General features: G+C 67.8%; 20 protein-coding genes. 6 read left to right on the top strand and 14 right to left on the bottom strand.

The features are described from left to right. The first annotated feature begins 94 nt into the window (after positions 1 to 94). Together G9373_RS32595 and G9373_RS32590 are read left to right on the top strand one after the other, a co-directional pair. Positions 95 to 868, top strand: a complete 774-nt coding sequence (locus tag G9373_RS32595) for a hypothetical protein (protein WP_133986864.1) — start codon at positions 95 to 97, stop codon at positions 866 to 868. 250 nt (positions 869 to 1,118) lie between these two features. Then, positions 1,119 to 1,580, top strand: a complete 462-nt coding sequence (locus G9373_RS32590) for a PaaI family thioesterase (RefSeq protein ID WP_005255099.1) — start codon at positions 1,119 to 1,121, stop codon at positions 1,578 to 1,580. Positions 1,581 to 1,659: 79 nt separating this feature from the next. Here the strand turns inward: G9373_RS32590 and G9373_RS32585 are convergent, their stop codons facing one another. From G9373_RS32585 to G9373_RS32560, 6 genes are all read right to left on the bottom strand, one after another. Further along, positions 1,660 to 3,054, bottom strand: coding sequence for an NAD(P)/FAD-dependent oxidoreductase (locus G9373_RS32585; RefSeq protein ID WP_005255101.1), 1,395 nt, complete (start codon positions 3,052 to 3,054; stop codon positions 1,660 to 1,662). 182 nt (positions 3,055 to 3,236) lie between these two features. Next, positions 3,237 to 3,410, bottom strand: coding sequence for a hypothetical protein (locus G9373_RS32580; protein ID WP_009480519.1), 174 nt, complete (start codon positions 3,408 to 3,410; stop codon positions 3,237 to 3,239). A 13-nt stretch (positions 3,411 to 3,423) separates the two neighbouring features. Then, positions 3,424 to 4,224, bottom strand: coding sequence for a helix-turn-helix transcriptional regulator (locus G9373_RS32575; protein ID WP_120661225.1), 801 nt, complete (start codon positions 4,222 to 4,224; stop codon positions 3,424 to 3,426). 60 nt (positions 4,225 to 4,284) lie between these two features. Next, positions 4,285 to 5,109 (bottom strand): MBL fold metallo-hydrolase, encoded by an 825-nt coding sequence (locus tag G9373_RS32570; RefSeq protein WP_016880360.1) that lies wholly within the window; start codon positions 5,107 to 5,109, stop codon positions 4,285 to 4,287. A 17-nt stretch (positions 5,110 to 5,126) separates the two neighbouring features. Next, entirely contained in the window at positions 5,127 to 5,450 is a 324-nt protein-coding gene (locus tag G9373_RS32565) for an AzlD domain-containing protein (protein WP_167118895.1), read from the bottom strand. Continuing rightward, on the bottom strand, positions 5,447 to 6,121 hold the full coding sequence (locus tag G9373_RS32560) for an AzlC family ABC transporter permease (RefSeq protein ID WP_133986686.1): 675 nt from the start codon (positions 6,119 to 6,121) through the stop codon (positions 5,447 to 5,449). Before G9373_RS32560 ends, G9373_RS32565 begins: the two co-directional genes overlap by 4 nt. 93 nt (positions 6,122 to 6,214) lie before the next feature. On the opposite strand from G9373_RS32560, the gene G9373_RS32555 reads away from it, so the two are divergent. From G9373_RS32555 to G9373_RS32545, 3 genes are all read left to right on the top strand, one after another. After that, positions 6,215 to 6,769, top strand: coding sequence for an XRE family transcriptional regulator (locus tag G9373_RS32555; RefSeq protein WP_005255107.1), 555 nt, complete (start codon positions 6,215 to 6,217; stop codon positions 6,767 to 6,769). 119 nt (positions 6,770 to 6,888) lie between these two features. Continuing rightward, positions 6,889 to 7,248, top strand: coding sequence for a YciI family protein (locus tag G9373_RS32550; protein ID WP_005255108.1), 360 nt, complete (start codon positions 6,889 to 6,891; stop codon positions 7,246 to 7,248). 1 nt (position 7,249) lies between these two features. Then, positions 7,250 to 8,461, top strand: coding sequence for an RNA polymerase sigma factor (locus G9373_RS32545; protein WP_167118892.1), 1,212 nt, complete (start codon positions 7,250 to 7,252; stop codon positions 8,459 to 8,461). A gap of 13 nt (positions 8,462 to 8,474) precedes the next feature. Here the strand turns inward: G9373_RS32545 and G9373_RS32540 are convergent, their stop codons facing one another. From G9373_RS32540 to G9373_RS32515, 6 genes are all read right to left on the bottom strand, one after another. Beyond that, positions 8,475 to 8,951, bottom strand: coding sequence for a hypothetical protein (locus G9373_RS32540; protein ID WP_133986688.1), 477 nt, complete (start codon positions 8,949 to 8,951; stop codon positions 8,475 to 8,477). 141 nt (positions 8,952 to 9,092) lie between these two features. Next, complete coding sequence (locus tag G9373_RS32535; RefSeq protein WP_167118889.1) at positions 9,093 to 10,292, bottom strand: Fic family protein; 1,200 nt, start codon at positions 10,290 to 10,292, stop codon at positions 9,093 to 9,095. Between the two features lie 83 nt (positions 10,293 to 10,375). Continuing rightward, positions 10,376 to 11,302 carry a metal ABC transporter permease gene (locus tag G9373_RS32530; RefSeq protein ID WP_167118886.1) on the bottom strand — a complete coding sequence of 309 codons (927 nt, stop codon included), beginning with the start codon at positions 11,300 to 11,302 and terminating at the stop codon, positions 10,376 to 10,378. Positions 11,303 to 11,308: 6 nt separating this feature from the next. Continuing rightward, on the bottom strand, positions 11,309 to 12,046 hold the full coding sequence (locus G9373_RS32525) for a metal ABC transporter ATP-binding protein (protein WP_005562344.1): 738 nt from the start codon (positions 12,044 to 12,046) through the stop codon (positions 11,309 to 11,311). Further along, on the bottom strand, positions 12,043 to 12,969 hold the full coding sequence (locus G9373_RS32520; protein WP_208328734.1) for a metal ABC transporter substrate-binding protein: 927 nt from the start codon (positions 12,967 to 12,969) through the stop codon (positions 12,043 to 12,045). Before G9373_RS32520 ends, G9373_RS32525 begins: the two co-directional genes overlap by 4 nt. Before the next feature lie 411 nt (positions 12,970 to 13,380). Next, positions 13,381 to 14,553 carry an epoxide hydrolase family protein gene (locus G9373_RS32515; RefSeq protein WP_120661218.1) on the bottom strand — a complete coding sequence of 391 codons (1,173 nt, stop codon included), beginning with the start codon at positions 14,551 to 14,553 and terminating at the stop codon, positions 13,381 to 13,383. Positions 14,554 to 14,656: 103 nt separating this feature from the next. Here G9373_RS32515 and G9373_RS32510 point away from each other — a divergent pair, with 103 nt between their 5' ends. Further along, the gene (locus G9373_RS32510) at positions 14,657 to 15,244 is read left to right on the top strand and encodes a CGNR zinc finger domain-containing protein (protein WP_043787672.1); all 588 of its coding nucleotides are present in this window, start codon (positions 14,657 to 14,659) and stop codon (positions 15,242 to 15,244) included. 27 nt (positions 15,245 to 15,271) lie between these two features. Here G9373_RS32510 and G9373_RS32505 read toward each other — a convergent pair whose 3' ends face one another. Together G9373_RS32505 and G9373_RS32500 are read right to left on the bottom strand one after the other, a co-directional pair. Continuing rightward, complete coding sequence (locus G9373_RS32505; protein ID WP_120659080.1) at positions 15,272 to 15,901, bottom strand: hypothetical protein; 630 nt, start codon at positions 15,899 to 15,901, stop codon at positions 15,272 to 15,274. Between the two features lie 197 nt (positions 15,902 to 16,098). Beyond that, positions 16,099 to 17,490, bottom strand: a complete 1,392-nt coding sequence (locus G9373_RS32500) for an NAD(P)/FAD-dependent oxidoreductase (protein ID WP_120661220.1) — start codon at positions 17,488 to 17,490, stop codon at positions 16,099 to 16,101. Positions 17,491 to 17,495 lie beyond the last annotated feature (5 nt).

The following is a 17,495-nucleotide window of genomic DNA, read 5'->3' as shown; positions in this document are numbered from 1 at the left end:
ATCCGGCGGCACGTCCCGGGCGTTGCGGTCGGCGGGGGTGCCTCACATCACATGATGTCAACCCTTGATATTTGGTTAGGCTCACCTATGTTTGGTGGTGTTCCATCCCGACCGATTGGAGTGCACGGTGACTTCGACCCTGTCCGCCCCCGCGACCGCACTGGACGTGTCCTGTTCACGACTTCGCGCGCTGAACGCCGAATATCCGCGCATGTACGCGGTCGCGACGATGGCAGACGAGGGTAAACGCCGGTGGTGGTCGCTGGCGGCCGACCTCGACGGCGACCGGGTGTCCCGGATGTGGGCCCGGTCGCTCGAGGAGGTTCCCGACCCGGACGTCGCCGCGATGCAGGTGGCCACCGCGCTCATTCACGCAGTGGTCGGGCGTGTCACCGCGCTCGTCGTCCTGGAGGGGCGCGCGTGGGACCCGGGGCTCGAGAACCTGTGGATCCACATGGACAGCGACGAGGGAATCGACTGGGCGGGTGTCGCCGACGACACCCTGCGCGTGCTGCCGGACGACCCGTATGCCGGCGCACCGCGGACGGTCACCGTGCCCTGCGAGCGGGCGCTGCTGCTGTGGACGGTGCACCGCAGTCTCACGTCGCTGCATGCGGTGTTCGACGCGATCGCCCGGTTGACGCCGATCGACGCGTCCCGATTCTGGGGGCTCGTGGGGGAGGCCGTGCTCGGGGCCGCGACGTACGTGCCAATTCTCGCCGGTGGCGGCGAGGCTGCCGCGCAGCGCCGCGGGCAGGGGATCCTGGACGCGTTCGTGGCGGCCGGGGTGCCGGTCCGCTCGAAGAGCCGGATCACGCGCCCGCACTGTGGCCGACTCGGGCAGGCGAGGAAGCGCTTGCTTAATTAGGGAAGCCTTGCCTATACTCGTTCCAGACGTCGAGCAGAAACACCGACGCCGAGAACCGAACTACCGGACCGCGCCGGAGTCCTGAGGGCTGCAGAGACTCCCAGGTCCATCCCACGGCGGGCCTCATGCTGACACAGTGTGAGGCCCGCCGATCCGTTTGCCCCACCTGCTTTTCCCACCGCCCGCCCCGTCGTGTAGGCAAGAGATCGGGTGCGCCGCGAGAGCGCACAGCGATCCGATGGAGAGTGTGATGGTGGATTCCGGGGAACAGCAGGCATCGAACGGTGACGGGCGGATCGACACCGCCGCACTGGCCGATCAATTGGGCAAGGGCTTCGACGCCCTCATCGGACTCGAATACACCGAACTCTCACCCGACCGCGTGCGCGCGCAGTGGACCGTCACCCCCGACCTGCAGCAGCCGGCCGGAATCCAGCACGGCGGCGTCTACTGCTCCGTCATCGAATCGGTGGCCAGCGCTGCGGGCACGGTGTGGCTCGGCGGCCGCGGACACGTCGTCGGCGTCAACAACAACACCGACTTCCTCCGCGCGACGCGGGAGGGCACGCTGACCGCCGAAGCCAGTCCCGTTCACCGCGGACGCACTCAGCAGCTGTGGGAGGTTCGGATCACCGACGAACAGGATCGACTCGTCTCCAAGGGGCAGGTCCGGCTCGCGAACATCACCGACACCGGACGTCTCGGCAACTGAGACACCCCGCACACGGCGGAGGGGACGGACCCGACAGGTCCGTCCCCTCCGCTCTGTTCACGTCAGGTGTGAAGCGGTGTCACCCCGCGGCTTTGCGCTGCGCGCCGCCGGACGACTTCTCGGCGGCCTCCTTCTCCCGCTCGTGCCGCTCCAGCTGCTCCATCGCATTGCGGGCGAACACCCACTGCTCGGTGGATGCCATCTGCGCGCGCCCGCGGCCGAGGAACGTCACCGTCCACGACAGCAGAGTGGACAGCCGGCTGCGGAACCCGACCAGGTACATCAGGTGGATCGCCAGCCAGGCCACCCAGCCGATGAAACCGCTGATCTCGAGCTTCCCGACCTTCGCCACCGCACTGAATCGCGAGATGGTGGCCATGCTGCCCTTGTCGAAGTACTTGAACGGCGGCCGGTCCTCCGGCTTCTGACCGCTCAGGCCGGCCTTGATCTGCTTGGCCGCGTACTTGCCGCCCTGCATCGCGACCTGCGCCAGACCCGGCAACTTGTCGAGCGCCATCATGTCGCCGATCACGAACACCTCGGGGTGGCCGGGCACCGACAGGTCCGGGTTGACCAGGACGCGACCGGCCCGGTCGATCTCGGCGTCCGACTGCTCCGCGATCTGCTTGCCCAGCGGGCTCGCCTGCACACCGGCCGACCACACCTTGCACTGCGACTCGATCCGGCGCTGCGTGCCGTCCTTGTCCTTGACGACGAGGCCGTCCACGTCGACGTCGACGACCATCGCCCCCAGCTGGATCTCGATGCCGAGCTTCTCCAGCTGCTGGCGGGCCTTACGGCTCAGCTTGCCGCCGTAGACGGGCAGCACGTCGTCCGCGCCGTCCAGCAGGATCACCCGGGCCTCACGGGGATCGATGTTGCGGAACGCCCCCGACAGGGTCCGCCGCGACAGTTCCGCGATCTGGCCGGCGAGCTCGACACCGGTCGGACCGGCGCCGACGACGACGAACGTCAGGAGCCGGGCGCGTTCGGCGGGATCGCTCGACAATTCGGCCTGCTCGAACGCGCCCAGGATGCGGCCGCGCAGTTCGAGGGCGTCGTCGATCGTCTTCATGCCCGGCGCGAACTCGGAGAAATGATCGTTGCCGAAGTAGGACTGGCCTGCGCCCGCCGCGACGATCAGGCTGTCGTACGGGGTGACCGTGGTCCGGTCCAGGAACCGAGAGGTGATCGTCTTCGCCTCGAGATCGATCTTGTCGACATCGCCGAGCAGAACCTTGGTGTTCTTCTGCTTCCGCAGCACCAACCGGGTGGCGGGAGCGATGTCGCCGACGGAGAGAATGCCGGTCGCCACCTGATACAGCAACGGCTGGAACAGATGGTGAGTGGTGCGCGCGATCATGGTGATGTCGACATCGGCATTCTTCAGCGCCTGTGTGCCGAACAACCCACCGAAGCCGGATCCAATGACCACGACGCGATGGCGGCGTGACTCTACCGACTTGATACTCATTCCGTGCTCCTCGAAAAATAGACGACTCCTGTCACGGTAGTCGCCTTGTCCCCGAGCGTCTCAGTAAGCGTTGCTTCGCCCCGCCGGCACAGCGGAATCGATCCAGAAACCGGCGGCCCGTCCATACGTGAAGGCGGGCCGCCCCTCCGTGAGGAACTGCCCGCCTTCCGGTGCGTACGCGGCTATTCCGCCCTGCCGATCCGCTTCCGCCCCGTGGGAGTCCCCGGGGATTCCGGCGGAATGAAATCCGATTTGATCGAGAACACGAACAGTGCCGACACCCCGACCACGACGACAAGAATGGTGAGGACTACGACCACGTAGCCGAAACCGACACCAATTGCTGTCAAGTCCATCAGACCTACCTCCTCAGTCGCTGCTCACGCTACTGCGGAGGGTAGCCGCTGTCACCGCGTCGGCGGGGAAGAACGATTCGATGGCCAGCTCCGCGACCGTCACGTCGAGGGGAGTGCCGAACATCGTGGTCGTGCTGAGGAACGCCAGCACCGTGTCGTGGTGCCGGATACGCAGCGGCACGACGAGCGACCCCGGCAGTTCGGCGCTGCCGACGGTGCCACCGGGGTAGCCCTCCAATTCCCGCAGCAGGTCACGCAGTCCGTCGTCGCCGGTGACCGCGATCTGATGCCGCAGCCGGTGCAGGAGATGCCCCCGCCACTGCGCCAGGTCCACGATGCGCGGTGCCATGCCGTCCGGGTGCAGGCTCAACCGCAGGACGTTCGCGGGCGGCTCGAGCAATTCAGCGGCGCACCCCTCGGTCAGCACCGCGACCGCGTCGTTGGCGTCCACCATGTTCCAGTGCCGGTCGACGACCACCGCCGGGTACGGGGAATGCGCGGTGAGGATCTTCCCGATGGCATCGGCGATCGACGCCATCGGCACATCCGACAGTCGATGCTCCGGGAAGGCGGGCGCGAAACCGCCCGCGAGGAGCAACGCGTTGCGTTCGCGCAGGGGAATGTCGAGATGCTCGCTGAGGCGCAGCAGCATCGCCCGGGTGGGATTCGACCGCCCCGTCTCCAGGAAGCTGACGTGCCGCGCCGAGATGTCCGCCCGGTTCGCCAGTTCCAGCTGACTGAGCCGGCGGCGTTCCCGCCACGCCCGCAGATGGGTACCGACATGCGACGCTCGCCGGTCGTCGAGGGTGGTCATTCGGCCAGCGTAGGTCGGGCGGATCGTCGTGATCATTACCTCGGACGTCATGATCAGCGGTCAGGTGAGGTGATCGAACTCCCCGGTCACCCACGCGCAGTGACGGGTGGCCGAGTATTCGAGTGCCTCCCGGCCGGCGTTGTCGATCACGTTGTCGAAGTTGCCGATGATGCGGTCGAATTCGAGGTGCGACAACTGGTCCGCGATGCGCCGCACCACCGCCGCGGACAGCGGCAGCCGGTTGGGGTACGACCGGAGGAACGACACCGTGCGGCGGTCCGGGTTGGGGAACACGCCGTCCCCGGTGAGGAGGACCCCGCGGCCGTCGGCGCCGTCCCGCCAGTGCGCGACGGCGCTGCCCGGGAAGTGCCCACCGATCTGGTGCAGGGTCAGACCCGGCGTCACTTCGTGGGTGCCGGACCAGAACACGATCGGGCCGTCGGACCGTGCCAGCCATCCGCGGTCCGCGTCGGCCACCAGGATGGGCACGTCGCCGAGCGCCTTGGACCACTGCGTCTGGACGCCGAACATGTGCGGGTGGCTGCCCGCGACGGCGAGGACCGGGCCGTGCGCGGCGACGGCGGCGACGGCGGCGTCGTCGACGAACCCGATCGGATCCCACAGCAGTGACCCGGCGGGGGTGCGGATCACGAGGGACTGCTGGCCGATCGCGGTCTTCGGGTCGACGTATAGGCCGTGCAGCCCCGGCTCGACCTCGTGCTCGACCGCGCGGTACCCCGCACCGGCCAGCTTCTCCACGGTGGTCCACTCCTGACCGCCCAGCGGAATGTACTGGCGTTCGTCCGCGCAGATCGCGCACTCGTCGGGGAGCGGGGTGTTCGGGTCCTGTTCGACGCCGCACGTGGCGCAGAGATGAAATAACACCCCTCGATCATGCATCCTCACGGCACCCCGAGGAGCCGCAATCCGGCAGCGGTGGCGGCCGCGGACAGGACGACGACGACGAAAGGTGCCTTCCGCCAGGCGAGTAGGCCCGCGACGACGACGCCGGTGGGACGCGCCACCCCGGCGAGGTCGTGAGCTTCGGTGAGCGCCGTCGTGCCGACCAGTGCGGTGAGCAGAACCAGGGCGGCCGTCGCCATGGTCCGCTCCACCCAGGGCCGGGTGGCGATCCGTGGCCGCAGCGCCGGGCCCGTGAATCGGAATGCGAAGGTGCCTGCCGCGAGAACCCCGACCGACCCGATCAGCACGAGGTTCCCGGTCACCGCAGCATCTTCCGCCGCACACCCGCGAGCAACCCGACCAGCGCCGCCAGCACCGGAAGCCCGGCGGGCAGGAAGGGAGTGGTGGCCAGGGCGATCACCCCGCCGGCCAGTACCGGCACCCGCACAGTCCGATCGCGCAACGCCGGCAGCACCAGCGCCAGCAGCACCGCCGGGAACATGGCGTCCAGTCCCAGCACGGCGGGGTCGCCGATCGCCGTGCCCGCCACCGCGCCGAGCACGGCCCCGAGCGGCCAGCACACCGCGATCCCCACACCGCACGCCCAGTACGCGGCGCGCCTGCGGCCGGGGTCCGTCTCACCGAGGGCGAACACCACCGACTCGTCGTTCATCAGATGAGCGCCGAGGACGCGGCGCAGCCCGCGCCCCAGCACGTCCCCGACCGCCAGACCGAACGGCACATGCCGCGCGTTCACCAGCAGCCCGGCGATCGTCGCCGCGACCGGGCTGCCGCCTGCCGCGACGATGCCGACGAACAGGAACTCCGCAGAACCGGCGAGGACCAGCACCGACAGCGCGACGGGCAACCAGGCGTCCAGGCCCGAACCCACCGCGATGGCGCCATACGACATGCCGACCAGTCCATCGGCCAGGCACACCAGCGCGATGTTCCGGAGGACCCGCACATCGAGTGTTCGCTTCATCGAACGCATGACTTCTATACTGAACACACGGTGCGGTGTTCGTCAAGACGAACGCAGCGCCCAAAATAATGAACACAATGTCGGAAGTCGGGAAGGGGAACCATGGCAGGGCAGTCCCCGCTGGGCTACATCGGACCCTCGCTGCGTCGTGAACGGGAACGGTCGGGCATGTCCCTGACCGAGGTCGCCCGCCGCGCCGGGGTCGCGAAATCCACTCTGTCCCAACTCGAATCGGGGGGCGGCAACCCGAGCGTCGAAACCCTGTGGGCCCTCTGCGTCGCCCTGGACGTGCAGATGTCGCAACTCCTCGACCCGCCGCGGCCCCGCGTCCAGGTCATCCGGGCCGACGAGGGGCCGGAACTGACGTCCGACCGGTCCGACTACCGCGCGACTCTCGTCGCGTCCTGCCCGCCGTCCGCGCGCCGGGATCTGTACCGCCTCGCCGTCGAACCCGGCCCGGCCCGGGAATCCGAACCGCACATGCCCGGTGTGGTCGAACACGTCATCCTCAGCGCCGGGCGCGCACTGGTCGGCGTGGCGGGCGATCCGGTCGAACTCGGACCCGGCGACTACATCGCCTACCCCGGCGACGTCGCACATGTGTTCGAAGCGCTGGAGGCGGGCACCCGCGCCGTCCTGGTGTCCGAGCACAACTGAGGTCATTCGGCGAAATTCCTCCGTGCAGAGTGTCGAATCGGAAGGGTGACGTTCGTATAGGAGGTGAGGGCCGGCCACATCCGAAGGCGCCGGCCGGCCGATCCGAGGAGGAACCCGAGATGACCCAGTACCTGTTGAGCGTGTACCAACCCGACGGCCCCGCCCCCGAACCCGACGTCCTCGCGAAGATCGGCGACGATCTCGACGCCCTGAACCAGGAGATGGTGTCCGCGGGCGCGTGGGTGTTCAGCGGGGGACTGTGCGCCCCCACCACCGCGACCGTGCTGCGGGCCAGGGGCGGTGACGTGCTCGTCACCGACGGCCCGTACACCGAGGGCAAGGAGCATCTCGGCGGATTCACCATCGTCGAGGCGCCCGACCTGGACGCCGCCCTCGAATGGGGTCGCAAGCTCACCCGGGCGACGACCCTCCCGATCGAGGTCCGGCCGTTCGCTCACCACGACGGAGCCGGCGACTGACGTGATCGGGTCCGCCGACATCGAACACGTGTTCCGTGAAGAACACGGTCGCGCGGTGTCCGTCCTGGTCGGGGTGTTCGGCGACATCGACATCGCCGAGGACGCCGTCCAGGATGCGTTCACCGAGGCGGTGCGGCGCTGGCCGTCGTCCGGGCTGCCGCCGAGCCCGGCCGGATGGATCATCACCACCGCCCGGCGCCGCGCGATCGATCGGCTCCGGCGCGAGGCCTCCCGGCACGACCGCCACGCGCAGGCCGCCCTGCTGCTCGCCCGCGACGAACCGGTGGAGGAGGGCGTCGTGCACGACGACCGGCTACGCCTGATCTTCACGTGCTGCCACCCGGCGCTGGCCCCCGCCGCCCAGGTCGCGCTGACCCTCCGCCTCCTCGGCGGGCTCGGCACCGCGGAGATCGCGCGCGCATTCCTGGTCGCCGAGCCGACCATCGCGCAGCGCCTGGTCAGGGCCAAGGGGAAGATCCGGGACGCCCGGATCCCGTACCGGGTGCCGAACGAGGCCGATCTGCCGGACCGCCTCCGCGCCGTCCTGGCCGTCGTCTATCTGATCTTCAACGAGGGATACACGGCCAGTTCGGGGGACCGGCTGACGCGAGCGGACCTGTGCGCCGAGGCCATCCGCCTCGGCCGGGTCCTGGCCGCGCTGATGCCCGACGAACCGGAGGTCACCGGGCTGCTCGCGTTGATGGTGCTGATCGAGTCGAGGCGAGACGCCCGCACCGACGGCGACGGCCGGCTCGTGCTCCTGCCCGATCAGGACCGCAGTCGGTGGGATCGTGACCTCGTCGCCGAGGGGCAGTCGCTGGTGCGGAAATGCCTGCGACGGAACACGCCCGGGCAGTATCAGATTCAGGCCGCGATCAACGCCGTCCACAGCGACGCGGCGACGGCCGCCGACACCGACTGGTGGCAGATCCTGCAGCTGTACGACCAGTTGATGCCGCTGGCGCCGAGTCCGGTGGTGGCGTTGAACCGGGCGGTCGCCGTGGCCGAGGTCAGGGGACCGGAGCAGGGGCTGGCCCTCGTCGACCAACTCGACCTCGGCAACTACCACCTGTACCACGCTGTGCGGGCCGATCTGCTCCGCCGCCTCGGACGTCCCGACGAGGCGGCACGCGCCTACGATGCGGCGCGCGACCGCACCGAGAACGTGGCCGAGCGGGAATTCCTTCGGGAACAGCGCGATTCGCTCCGGTGATACGGGCTGCCGGTCAGAGACCCACCCCCGGTGGCAGGCACACCGACCCGAAACACGTCTCCGTGCGCACAGTGACGGGGAGAGGGTCCGCCGTCGCCGGCTTCGCGTACGCGGTCTCCGGGAGCGGCGCCGAACCCCACACCTCGTCACCGGGGCCCGCGTTCTCACTGCAGATCCAGTGGATCAGGTAGTCGCCGTCGGGCACCGCGTCGAACACGAAGTCCCGCGGTCCCGGCCCGATCACCACATTCGATTCGTGGAACACCGCCACGGATTCGGGGTTCACGATGTCGTCCGCCGCATGCAGTCCGCCGAGTCCGCACACGATGTCCGCACCGGTGTCGTTCGTGATCGTCGTCGCGACGGTGCTCCCGGCCACGGCGGCGGTGAGGGTCACATCGGGCGGGTCCGCGGCGACGGGAGCGGCCAGGAACAGGGCGAGGGGGCCTGCGGCGATCAGCGTGACCGCGGCCCGGGGCACGAGTGTCATCAGCGGAACCTTCGTTCTCGGCGGTCTCACTCCGGACGTCACGGTATTGATACCCGCCGTGTGGGCGGATAAACGGCGGCGGGCGACACGTCATGTTCCCCCGGTGGATCATTCGACGGCACCCGCCGGGGATCGGAGCATTCAGTGTCGGCGGCGTTTGGCGCGGGCGGCGAACTCGTCCAGCACCCGGACCACGTCCTCGGCCTGCCAGATCCGGTTCCGTCGCCCGCCGGTGATCTGGGCGAGGATCCCGGCGTCGACCAGGCGGTCGATCGCGATCTGCGCGTTGGCGCCGGTCACCCCGAGCGTCGATGTGACGAGCTTGTTGTCGACGACCGGCTGGCGAAGGAGCAAGTCCACCAGCCGGTGTACCGCCGCGCCGCGCCGCGCCGTCACACGGGTGCGCCAGTCGGCTCGAACCGCTTCCAGATCCTGAACGAGGGTGCGACCGTTGGCGACCGCACCGAACGATGCCTCCGCGATCGACCGGACGATCGGCTCGACGTTCCCGGACCGGTACTCGCCGAGTGCCTCGAAATACTCTGCGGTGTCGTGTAGTAGGCCCGCGGACACCGGAACGGCAACACTGCGGGTGAGCTGTCCGCCGCGCAGCATCGCCTGGATCAGGGCGCGTCCGACACGCCCGTTGCCGTCCGGGAACGGGTGGATGGTTTCGAACTGCGCGTGCGCGATCGCTATCTGCGCGATCACGGGCACATCGACGCGGTTGGCGAAGACGATCAAGTCGTCGATCAGTGCGGGAACCCGGTCATGGTGCGGGGGGACGAACTGCGCGGTGTGGGGTCCGAGGCTTCCGCCGCCGATCCAGACCTGCTGCTGCCGCCATCGACCGGCGATGTTCGGATCCCCGTGTTCGAGCAGCGCGCGATGCATCTGCCGGATCGCCGCGGCGTCGATGGAGTCGGACAACTCCAACGCGGCGTGCATGGCCCGGACGTTTCCGACGATCAGGCGGGCGTTGCGGGAGGCGTGCTCGCCGAGTTCGGCCAGCGCGATCTGCCGCGCCCCGCTGCTGAGGTTCTCGATCTCCGAGCTCGACGCACTCTCGGTGCGGAGCAGAATGGAGGCGAACGGGGCGGTGATGTGGCCGACCTCGACGTCGAAACGGGCGAGCTCGGTCGCCGCTTCCTCCGTCAACGCCTGCAGCTCGCCGCTCAGTGAGATGGATCGGTCCGCAATGAAAGCCGGTACTGCCGCACGGTAGGGGCCGGCAGTGAGGCGCCGCTCGCGCCGAGAGCCGTAGTCGCCGGCCATGCTGACCCACGGGTGCTGCTCGTAGGCGACAGGGGGCCACAACAGTCCGCCGTTAACCGATGCCACCCAGTGAACATACCATTGGTTAATAAGTTATCCAATGGTATGGACCCTGGGTAGTGACGGTGTGCAACGCGATAGCGCCGGTTCTACGACTTCGGTTCCGGCGCCCAATCGCGTTCCGCGTGAATCTCGGTGTTCCTGTGTTCGTCGCCTGGTGTCCGGCGTCGCCGGGACGCGGTGATTCGGCGACCGATGATTCCGTGCTGGGGTGCGAACAGGTAGACCAGCGCGAATGCCGCGCCCTGGGACAGCACCACCATGCCGCCGCTGGCCGTGTCGAGGTGATAGCTCAGGTACAGGCCGATGACGGCGCAGGCCGCCGAGATCGCCGGGGCGATGACCAGCATCCGGTGGAAGCTGTCGGTCAGCAGGTACGCGGTGGCCCCGGGAATGATCAGCATCGCGACGACCAGGATGACGCCGACGGCCTGCAGGGCCACCACCGCCGTCAGGGCCAGCAGCCCCAGGAGCGCCGCCCCCAGCAGGCGCGGGTTCAGGCCGATCGCGTGGGCATGGGTGGGGTCGAAGGCGTACAGGGTGAAGTCGCGGCGCTTGACGATCAGTGCGATGAAGACGAAGGCCCCGAGTACGGCGATCTGGACGAGGTCGGAGCGGCTCACACCCAGCAGGTTGCCGAAGATGATGTGGTTGAGATCGGTTTGGCTCGGGGTGACCGAGACCAGCACCAGCCCGAGCGCGAACAGGGTGGAGAAGACGATGCCGATCGCGGCGTCCTCCTTGACGCGGCTGGTGTCGCGGACCACCCCGATCAGTGCCACGGCCAGGAACCCGAAGATCACCGCGCCGATCGCGAACGGGGCACCGACGATGTAGGCCAGGACGACGCCGGGCAGGACGGCGTGCGAGACCGCATCACCCATCAGTGACCAGCCGATCAGAACCAGCCAGCACGACAGCACCGCACACACCACGGCGGCGATCAGGGTGGTGATCAGCGCGCGGACCATGAAGTCGTAGCGCAGCGGGTCGACGAAGAAGTCGATGACGTCCATTGATTCTCAGGTCCTTGTCATCACGTCGAGGCCGAAGGCGGCCGCCAGGTTCTCCGGTTGCAGCACGACCGTCGGGTCGCCGTGCATGAGGACGGTGCGCATCAGCAGGATCGCCTCGTCGGCCAGGGTGGGCAGTGCGTGCAGGTCGTGGGTGGAGACCAGGATCGCCGCGCCCGCGGCGGCGAGTTCACGCAGCAGTGCGGTGATGGTGGCTTCGGAGCGTTTGTCGACCCCGGCGAACGGTTCGTCGAGGAGAAGGATGGTGGCGCCCTGTGCGATTCCGCGGGCGACGAAGGTGCGTTTCTTCTGGCCGCCGGAGAGTTGCCCGATCTGCCGGTCCGCCAGTTCGGTCAGTTCGACGCGTTCGAGGGCGTGGTCGACGGCCTCGCGGTCAGCTCTGCCGGGCCGCCGGGTCAACCCCATGTGCCCGTAGCGGCCGGTCATCACCACGTCACGCACCGAGAGCGGGAACGTCCAGTCCACGTCCTCGCTCTGCGGGACGTAGCCCAGCACACCGGTCTTGCGTGCCGCGGCGGGCGCGGTGCCGTTGATGCGGACCGTGCCGGAGTCGGGTTTGACGGTGCCCATGATCGTCTTGAACAGGGTGGACTTTCCGGAACCGTTCATGCCGACGAGGCCGCAGACGCGTCCGGGGTGCAGGGCAAGTGAGACCTGGTCGAGCGCAAGGACATCGCCGTAGTGGACGGTGACGTCCTGTACCTCAACGGCCGGCTGGGTGGTCATGATTGCTGCCCGTTCAGTGCGGCGGTGAGGGTGTCGGCGTCGTGCCGGATCAGATCCAGGTACGTCGGCACGGGCCCGTCCGCCTCGGACAGCGAGTCGACGTAGAGGGTGCCACCGAACGCGGCGCCCGTGGCTTCGACGACGCGTTGCATCGGCGCATCCGACACCGTGGATTCGCAGAACACCGCCGGAACCCGATTGTCCTTGACGAACTCGATCGTCGACGCGATCTGCTGGGGCGTGGCCTGCTGTTCGGCGTTGACCGGCCAGATGTACTTCTCGGTCAGCCCCGCGTCCCGGGCCAGGTACGAGAAGGCTCCCTCGCACGTGACCAGCGCCCGTTCGTTGACCGGCAATGCTCCCAGCTCGGCGACCAATTCGTCCTGCACCTTCTGCAACTGCGCCTTGTAGGCGTCGCCGTTGATGCGATAGTCGGCCGCATGCGCGGAATCGAGTTCGCTGAACGCGGCGACCATGTTGTCGACGTAGATCTGCACGTTCAACGGTGACATCCAGGCGTGCGGATTCGGTTTGCCCGCGTAGGCGTCCTCGCCGATGGCGATCGGCTCGACGCCGTCGCTGACGACCACGTGCTCGACGTCCACACCGTCGACGAACTGGGCGAACCACGCCTCCAGGTTCATCCCGTTGTCGAGAATCAGGTCGGCCTGGGCTGCCTTCTTGATATCGCCCGGGGTGGGCTCGTATCCATGGATTTCGGCGCCCGCCTTGGTGATCGACTCGACGGTCACGTGTTCACCGCCGACGTTCGCGGCGATATCGGCGAGAACGGTGAACGTCGTCAACACCACCGGTTTGTCGTCCGCCGGCCCGTCGCTCGTCCCGCACCCGGACAGCATCAGCGCTGTGGCAAGAGCTGTCAGTGCTGCGGCAGCCGTCGCCGACCGTCGTCGCACACCCACCTTGAAGCCCGTTGTTTTCACTGTCGAATCATAATGTTCGGCTCGCCGAAACCGCAAGGGTGACGCCCACGCAACGCCGTGAGATGCCGCAGTCCGGTGGTGAGGGCCCTGCCAGCGGCGGGGGAGATGACCACTGGCAGGGCCTCCGCAAACCAGTCCGCAGGTGCTCGTGATCCGGGTAGTTCTACGGCGAAATCGGGGTTCGCCGGCCGAGCTGAATCCGCCGCCGCCACGGGCGGCACCTGAGCACAGGGGGCAAGTGCCCCAAGCGATCAACCCGGGCACACCACGACGGGGAAGAAGTCCATGAAGCTACCGCAGAGGTTCTCACCGAGACTCCCCGCCGCGCAGGGCATTCGGCGCACAGCTCGAATCCCCGGACTAATTCCGAGTCCCCGCAGCCAGCCGCGTTCACCGATCAGCGGCCAGCACTGCCGCGAGGCCTTCTTGTAGATCCTTGACGAAATACTCGGGAACCTCCAGCGACGGGAAATGTCCCCCGGATTCGGGCGACCTCCATCGGACGATGTGCCGGTACCGCTCCTGCGCCCAGGGGCGCGGACACTTCTCGATGTCGCGGGGATACATGGTGATTGCCGAGGGGACGTCGACCCGAAGTTCGGGGTCGAGCGAGTTGTGGCTTTCGTAGTAGATGCGGGCCGACGATGCGCCGGTCCGCGTCAACCAATACAGGGTGACGTTGTCAAGAACGCGGTCTCTCGAAATCGCCTCGAACGGGCTGTCTTCGGTATCTGTCCACTCGGCGAATTTGTCGAGGATCCAGGCAAGAAGCCCGACCGGTGAGTCGACGAGCGAGTAGCCGATGGTCTGCGGGCGGGTCGCCTGCTGCTTCGCGTACGCCGCGCGGTGGCGCCAGAAATCACGGGTTTCCTCGGTCCATGTGCGCTCGACCGCCGTCAGCCCGTCCGTTGTCAACCCGGGCGGTGCCTCCGCGAACGTGGTGTGGATGCCGAGAACGTGCGCCGGGAACCTGCCGCCGAGGACGGTGGTGATATTGCCTCCCCAGTCGCCGCCTTGGGCTGCGAACCTGCTGTAGCCGAGCCTTCCCATCAGTTCCACCCATGCGGCCGCGATCTTTTCGGTTCCCCATCCGGTGGTGGCCGGCTTGTCGCTGTAACCAAAGCCTGGTAACGACGGCACCACGACGTGGAACGCCGGCGCGTCTGCATCTTTCGGATCTGCCAGCTCGTCTACTACATCGATGAACTCGGCAATGCTGCCTGGCCAGCCGTGCGTCACGATCAGAGGAGTGGCATCTGCGCGCGCGGATCGGCGGTGCAGGAAGTGGATTCCCAGATCATCAATTGTCGTGCGGAACTGGCCGATACGGTTGAGGCGCTCTTCGAACGACCGCCAGTCGTACCCGGTGCGCCAGTAGTTCACGACATCGACGAGGTCGGCGAGAGGAACACCCTGTTCCCATCGGCGAGGGTCGGGCGCGGCGCGATAGACCGTCTCGGCCTCCGGTAGCCGCGCCGCGGCTAATCGCGCGCGCAGATCATCGAGGTCGGCGTCAGTTGCGTGGGCTTCAAATGCTTGCACGCCGCTGGTTGGACGGGGCATGAGACCTCCTGGCCATCGCGGAACCGGCAACGACCAATCGTGAACCGGCTAAGACGGTTCTAGCATGCCCGAGAGCCGACGTGCAACCTGCTAAGGTGGTTCCATGCGCGCTCGATTCCCTGACTTTCGTCTCGGAAACGTGCTGGCAACCAGCTTCACGGCGACTCTGACGGAGCGTCGTGGCGACGCCGTGGAGCGCATTCCGACGCCGCAGCGACTCGTCGACTGGCTGGCAGTGAACGGCCTGGCCGTGGAGTCCTGCACCACCGCCCAGCTCGAACTCGCTCGGGAACTGAGGGAATCGATTCACGCCGCCGCCACAGCGACCGCGACCCAGGACGCCCTCCCTGCGTCTGCCATCCACACCATCAATGACTGCAGCATTCGGGGTCGGGCCGCGGCGATCCTGACGCCCGAGGGCAATCGTCAATGGCGACTGAGCTCGACTACCTGCGTAGAAGACGCCCTGAGCGTGATCGCCGCCGACGCGATCAGCATCATCGCAGGCGAACGAGACGGGAAAATGGCCTTGTGCGCATCGCCAACCTGCCAGGCCGCCTTCTTCGATACCAGTCAAAGTCGCACCCGCAAGTGGTGTGACATGAACACGTGCGGGAATCGTCAGAAGAAGGCGCGGTTCAATGCCAACCAGCGCAAGAACGGGACTGCCGCACGAACGGGTGTCATCTGATCCGACTGGGCCGTCGCACTGAACTGATCACTTCGGCGTCCAACCTCGGGCCCGCCCGATCGTGGGCGCGAGCCGCCACAATCCTGCGGCGGCGAGAACATGCCACAGCGCGTGCCCCTGCAGGACACTGCTCGGCCGGCAGATCGACGTCCGGTCGCCGATGGTACCGAGTAGCGCGCCGGACGCGAGAAGCAGCACCGCGACGATGGTCGCGCGCCGCAGTTGCGGACGAATGCGGGCGCGTTCCAGACCGAATCCCACGGCGACCGCGGCGAGCATTGCCTGCACGATCGTGGATACCGTCGGGCCGGCCGCAACGGCGGGAATCATCACGACCGGGACGACGAACCACCACACCGGCGACAGTCGACGGCCGAGCCGGTCGGAAGCGGCGTCGACGGCGATGTAGGCGAGCAGTGTCGCGATCGGGATGTCGTGTGCGTAAGCCTGCCACGGCGGGTTGGGTCCGTGCGCAACGAGCGACCCGGCGCCCACTGCGACGACGAGCAGACCGTAGGTCACGGTCGGTGCGCCGTGCGGACGACGTGCGACGACCGCGAGGCCGGCAACTACGAAGGCCAGGCTGGTGACAGCGGCGGCCGGCTGGCCGATGAAGCCTGCGTCTCGATACAGCTCGCAGGCGTTCGCCAACATCATGGATGCTGGTCCGTCAACGCCCATTCTTCGAGGTTTCCAAAGTGGTCCTCCGGTCGCAATCGCGCTCGGCGTGATCGCGCCACGATGCACACATCTGTCGGACAACACGGCCGCGCCCGGCCGGGGGTTGGGCGGACAGCGCCTGGATCCGCGTGGTTGAGGGGATTCGGGAAGGCAAGGCCTCAGTCAGTGGTGCGTCAGCTCGCTCGCGCGACGTCGGCTTCCGTGTCCTCGATGCGGCGTTCGAGGTAGTGCAGCTGCGCGATCGCGTTGCGGGCGGTGATCTGCTGGTGGGTGTTGGTCAGTTGACCGCGCCAGGTGCCGAGGAAGGTCCAGGCCCACGAGAGCAAGGTGGCGAGGCGGCTGCGGAAGCCGACGACATAGACGACGTGCACGGCCAGCCACATGATCCACGCGAGGAAACCGGTCACCTCGAGGCCGCCGATCTCGGCGACCGCGTTGAATCGGCAAATCGTTGCCATCGAGCCTTTGTCGCGGTACCGGAAAGGGGTCCGTTCCGGTACCGGGCGCCCCTTCGCTGCCGCGGTGACCTCGGCGGCGATCTGCTTCGCGGCGTAGCGGCCCCCTTGGATCGCGACCTGGGCGACGCCGGGGAGACGATCGCGCGACATCATGTCGCCGACAACGAACACGTTCGGATTGCCCGGCAGGGTGAGGTCTTCGTCGACGGCGACGCGACCGGCACGGTCGATGTCGGCACCGGACTGTTCGGCGAGCCGGCGACCGAGGGGACTCGCTGCCACTCCCGCGGACCAGACCTTGCAGACGGACTCGATGCGGTGCTCGGTGCCGTCGGCATCGCGAACGGTCAGTCCGCCGGCGTCGACGTCGGTCACCGACGCACCCAGCCGTACCTCCACACCCAGCTTTTCGAGGGTTTCCGCCGCCTCGGAACCGAGGTTGTCTCCGAACGGCGGCAGTACCGCCGAGGCTGCGTCGAGCAGGACGATCCGTGCATCCCGCGGATCGAAGTTGGAGTACGCCCCGACGAGCGTGCGGTGTGCGAGCTCGGCGATCTGGCCGGCCATCTCGACGCCGGTGGGACCGGCGCCGACCACGACGAAGGTGAGCAGGCGTGCCCGCTCCTGCGGGTCGGTGGTGACCTCTGCCTGCTCGAACGCGCCGAGGATCCGGCCGCGGAGTTCGAGGGCGTCGTCGATCGTTTTCATGCCGGGTGCGTGTTCGGCGAAGTGGTCGTTGCCGAAATAGGACTGCTGAGCGCCGGCGGAGACGATGAGGCTGTCGTACCCGGTCACCATGGTCTGTCCGAGATGTTCGGACGTCACCGTACGTTCGGTCAGGTCGATGGTGGTGACGTCTCCGAGTCGGACGGCGGCGTTGGCCTGGTCCTTGAGGATCATCCGCGTCGACGGGGCGATCTCGCCTTCGGAGAGGATGCCGGTGGCAACCTGATACAGGAGCGGTTGGAACAGGTGGTGGGTGGTGCGGTCGATCACCGTGATGTCCACGTCCGCCCGGCGGAGGGCTTTGGTCGCGAACAACCCGCCGAAGCCAGATCCGATGACGACGACGCGGTGACGCGCGGGCGGTGACTGGTGGTTGCTCATGGTGA

It is taken from the genome of Rhodococcus sp. A14, from assembly GCF_011603105.1.
GTDB classification, from domain to species: Bacteria; Actinomycetota; Actinomycetes; order Mycobacteriales; family Mycobacteriaceae; genus Rhodococcus_F; species Rhodococcus_F opacus.
Note: the sequence above shows the minus strand (reverse complement) of the source record. Positions and strands in the feature narration are given on the sequence as shown.

Excerpts from the sequence above, each read along its gene's own strand:
- G9373_RS32515 (WP_120661218.1), bottom strand. The coding sequence starts at position 14,553 with ATGCCCCGTCCAACCAGCGGCGTGCAAGCATTTGAAGCCCACGCAACT.
- G9373_RS32585 (WP_005255101.1), bottom strand. The coding sequence starts at position 3,054 with ATGAGTATCAAGTCGGTAGAGTCACGCCGCCATCGCGTCGTGGTCATT.
- G9373_RS32575 (WP_120661225.1), bottom strand. The coding sequence starts at position 4,224 with ATGACCACCCTCGACGACCGGCGAGCGTCGCATGTCGGTACCCATCTG.
- G9373_RS32530 (WP_167118886.1), bottom strand. The coding sequence starts at position 11,302 with ATGGACGTCATCGACTTCTTCGTCGACCCGCTGCGCTACGACTTCATG.
- G9373_RS32550 (WP_005255108.1), top strand. The coding sequence starts at position 6,889 with ATGACCCAGTACCTGTTGAGCGTGTACCAACCCGACGGCCCCGCCCCC.
- G9373_RS32525 (WP_005562344.1), bottom strand. The coding sequence starts at position 12,046 with ATGACCACCCAGCCGGCCGTTGAGGTACAGGACGTCACCGTCCACTAC.
- G9373_RS32510 (WP_043787672.1), top strand. The coding sequence starts at position 14,657 with ATGCGCGCTCGATTCCCTGACTTTCGTCTCGGAAACGTGCTGGCAACC.
- G9373_RS32505 (WP_120659080.1), bottom strand. The coding sequence starts at position 15,901 with ATGATGTTGGCGAACGCCTGCGAGCTGTATCGAGACGCAGGCTTCATC.
- G9373_RS32590 (WP_005255099.1), top strand. The coding sequence starts at position 1,119 with ATGGTGGATTCCGGGGAACAGCAGGCATCGAACGGTGACGGGCGGATC.
- G9373_RS32500 (WP_120661220.1), bottom strand. The coding sequence starts at position 17,490 with ATGAGCAACCACCAGTCACCGCCCGCGCGTCACCGCGTCGTCGTCATC.
- G9373_RS32555 (WP_005255107.1), top strand. The coding sequence starts at position 6,215 with ATGGCAGGGCAGTCCCCGCTGGGCTACATCGGACCCTCGCTGCGTCGT.
- G9373_RS32560 (WP_133986686.1), bottom strand. The coding sequence starts at position 6,121 with ATGCGTTCGATGAAGCGAACACTCGATGTGCGGGTCCTCCGGAACATC.
- G9373_RS32540 (WP_133986688.1), bottom strand. The coding sequence starts at position 8,951 with ATGACACTCGTGCCCCGGGCCGCGGTCACGCTGATCGCCGCAGGCCCC.
- G9373_RS32580 (WP_009480519.1), bottom strand. The coding sequence starts at position 3,410 with ATGGACTTGACAGCAATTGGTGTCGGTTTCGGCTACGTGGTCGTAGTC.